A 3,445-nucleotide genomic window follows, 5' to 3' on the forward strand; every position below is an offset into this window, starting at 1 on the left:
TTACATTCCGAACCCGGAAGCTAAGCCTTACAGCGCCGATGGTACTGCAGGGGGGACCCTGTGGGAGAGTAGGACACCGCCGAACAATTCTTGAGAAAGCCCCCGGCCGGGGATACCGGCACGGGGGCTTTCTGCATTTTGCGTGTCGCTTAGGCTCGTAGGCATGCGCTATGAACTCGTCATCTTCGACAACGACGGCGTGCTCGTCGACAGCGAGCCCATTTCGAACCGGCTTCTCGCCGCGTATCTCACCGAGCTGGGGCATCCGACGTCGTACGAGGACTCCATTCGCGACTACATGGGTTCGGCGATGCACCGGATTCATGATCTGGTGCTGGAGCGGACGGGGCAGCGGTTGCCTGAGGACTTTGACGAGGTCTTCCATGCGCGGGTGTTCGCGGCGTTCGAGCGGGAGTTGAAGCCGGTGGCCGGCGTCGTGGACGTGCTCGAGAAGCTTGCGGGGAACGGGGTGCCGTACTGCGTGGCGTCGTCCGGGAGTCATGAGCGGATTCGGGTGGGGCATCGGACGACCGGGCTCGAGCGGTTCTTCGATGACCGGCGGATCTTCAGTTCGCAGGATGTGGGGCGGGGGAAGCCGGCGCCGGATCTGTTCCTGTACGCCGCCGAGCGGATGGGCGTCGCGCCGGAGCGCTGTGTCGTCGTCGAGGACAGTCCGCTGGGGGTGCAGGCGGCTGTGGCGGCCGGGATGGACGTGTACGGGTTCACGGCGATGACGCCTGCCGCGAAGTTGGCCGGGGCTGCTCGACTCTTTGTCGCGATGGGGGAGTTGGCCGATCTGCTGGTGTCGTCCGGCGGTCGCGACACTCACTGAACTTGAGGGAAATTCACCTTTGGCTGGATCTACCCACCAGTACGCCGGGGCCCTACGCTCGCCGCCATGACTGATGTGCTGCGGCGCGGTAGGGCCTCGCTGGCGTTCGGCTTCTTCGCTCAGGGTGTCGCCTTTGCCCTGCTGGTGACCCGGATTCCGGCCATCCAGGACCGGTACGGGGTTTCCGACGCGCTGCTGCCCGCCTTCCTCGCCGCCGTACCGATCCTTGCCGGTGTCGGCAGTGTGGCGACCGAGCGGCTGGTGAGGCGAATACCGCCGAGCCGGTTGCTGCGATGGTCCCAGCCCGTCGTGCTCCTGGCGCTGCTCGGGGTGGGGGCGGGGGAGCGGATGGTCGAACTGGGGGTGGCGCTCGCCGCGTTCGGGCTGGCCGTGGGTGTGCTCGACGCCTCGATGAACATGCTCGGGGTGAGTCTGCAGCGGTCGTACGGGCGCAGCATCATGCTCAGCTTCCATGCGGTGTACAGCCTGGGCGGGATCGTGGGGGCCTCGCTGGCGTGGGTGGGGGCGCACTGGGAACTGGCGCTGGTCGTGTCGTATCTGCCGGTCGTCGTGGTGCTCGTGCCGGCCGTTCTGGTGGGGAGTCGGTGGTACGTCGATGGGCGCGACGGGAGTGAGGGCGCTGCGCAGGAAGTGGGCGAGGGCGGGGTCGTCGGCTTCAGGGTGCTGTTGCCGCTGTGTCTGGTGATGACCTTCGCGTATATCGGGGACTCGACCGTCTCCAACTGGAGTGCGAAGTATCTGCAGGACGTGCTGGGGAGTTCGGAGCAGTTGGCCACCGTGCCGTACAACGTCTATATGGTCACCACGTTGCTGGGGCGGGCCATCGGGGACTTCGGGGTGCGGCGGTTCGGGGCTGTCGCGGTCGTGCGGATGGGGGCGCTGGTGGCGGCCGTCGGGTTCGCGGTCGTGGCCGGGGCGCCGGGGGCGTGGGTGGGGATGCTGGGGTTCACCCTGCTGGGGCTCGGGCTGTGTGTGCTGGTGCCGCAGACGTTCGCGGCGGCTGGGCGACTGGCTGCTGAGAAGAACGGGCCGGGGGGTTCGGATGCGGCCATTGCACGGCTCAACGTGTTCAATTACGTGGGGTTTTTGATCGGTTCGCCCTTGGTGGGTGCGCTGGGTGATGTGTGGAACTATCGCGGGGCCATGCTTGTGCCGATGGTGTTGGTGCTGGTGACGCTTGTGTACGCCCGCTCGTTCGCCGCTCAACCGGACCGATACGGTGACGGGCATGAGCGGCCGCGCACAGCTGATGTGGGACGAGGCAGTAACGGGCTATGACTTCGGCCGGGACCATCCGATGGACCCGGTCCGGCTCGCCCTGACCAGGAGGCTCGTCGATGCCTTCGGGTTGGACAAGGACGTGGACGTCGTCGCGGCGCAGCCGGCCGGGGAGTCGACGTTGCGGCTGGTCCATCGGGCGGACTACATCGAGGCCGTGAAGGCGGCCTCGGTGGACCCGAGGGCGGCGGACCAGTCGTACGGGCTCGGGACGCTGGATGATCCCGCCTTTGCGGGGATGCATGAGGTGTCGGCGCTCATCGCCGGGCAGTCGGTGGGGGCGGCGGAGGCCGTGTGGCGTGGGGAGGCGCTGCATGCGGTGAACTTCGCGGGGGGCTTGCACCATGCGATGCCGGGGGGTGCGTCGGGGTTCTGCATCTACAACGATGCCTCGCTGGCCATTGCGCGGCTGTTGGAGCTGGGGGCGGAGCGGGTCGCGTACATCGATGTGGATGTGCATCACGGGGACGGGGTCCAGGCGGCGTTCTGGGAGGACCCGAGGGTGCTGACGATTTCGGTGCACGAGCATCCGCGGACGTTGTTTCCGCAGACCGGGTGGCCGGAGGAGACCGGGGCCGAGTCCGCGGAGGGGACGGCTGTGAATGTCGCGTTGCCGGCGGGGACCGGGGATGCGGGGTGGTTGCGGGCGTTTCATGCCGTGGTGCCGGAGTTGATCGCGGACTTTCGTCCGCAGGTGTTGGTGACGCAGCACGGGGCCGATACGCACTTCGAGGATCCGCTCGCGCATCTTGCCGTGTCCTTGGACGCGCAGCGGGCTGTGCAGGTGGCCTGTCATGACCTGGCGCACGAGTACGCCGGGGGGAAGTGGGTTGCGCTGGGTGGGGGCGGTTATGCGGTGGTGGAGGTCGTGCCGCGGTCGTGGACGCATCTGGTGGGGATTGCTGCGGGGCGGGCGATCGAGCCTGAGGCGATGATTCCGGAGGGGTGGCGGCAGGAGGTCTTTGCTCGGACTCGGCAGTTGGGGCCGGCGCGGATGACTGATGGGCGGTGGCCTGTGTCGTGGGCCGGGTGGGAGGCGGGGTACGACCCCGCGGATCGGTTGGATCAGGCGGTGTTGGCTACGCGGAAGGCTGTGTTTCCGTTGCGGGGGTTGTTGGCTTAGGTGGGGTGGGCGTAGGGAGGGTTTTTCGCCTCTGCCGCCCTTACCCGTCCCATCCTGAAGGGGCGCTGCCCCTTCGACCCCGGTCCCTGGGGGTCCTGCGGCCCCCAGACCCCCGCTTTCGGCCCTGAACGGGCCTCGTCCTCAAACGCCGGACGGGCTGAAAGCAGCGGGCCGGCGCCGCAGGACGTGAC

The 3,445-nt window shown here is 67.9% G+C and carries 3 protein-coding genes and 1 rRNA gene; all 4 read left to right on the forward strand.

The features are described 5' to 3' along the window. A 5S ribosomal RNA gene (rrf, locus tag ABZ078_RS44220) occupies positions 1 to 85 on the forward strand; the annotation flags it as partial. Between the two features lie 78 nt (positions 86 to 163). Next, positions 164 to 832, forward strand: coding sequence for an HAD family hydrolase (locus ABZ078_RS44225; protein WP_356584336.1), 669 nt, complete (start codon positions 164 to 166; stop codon positions 830 to 832). 66 nt (positions 833 to 898) lie between these two features. Then, positions 899 to 2,131, forward strand: a complete 1,233-nt coding sequence (locus tag ABZ078_RS44230) for an MFS transporter (protein WP_356584338.1) — start codon at positions 899 to 901, stop codon at positions 2,129 to 2,131. Then, positions 2,082 to 3,254, forward strand: coding sequence for an acetoin utilization protein AcuC (locus ABZ078_RS44235; RefSeq protein WP_356584340.1), 1,173 nt, complete (start codon positions 2,082 to 2,084; stop codon positions 3,252 to 3,254). Before ABZ078_RS44230 ends, ABZ078_RS44235 begins: the two co-directional genes overlap by 50 nt. Positions 3,255 to 3,445 lie beyond the last annotated feature (191 nt).

Origin of the sequence: Streptomyces sp. NPDC006385, assembly GCF_040612485.1 — a bacterium.
GTDB lineage: Bacteria > Actinomycetota > Actinomycetes > Streptomycetales > Streptomycetaceae > Streptomyces.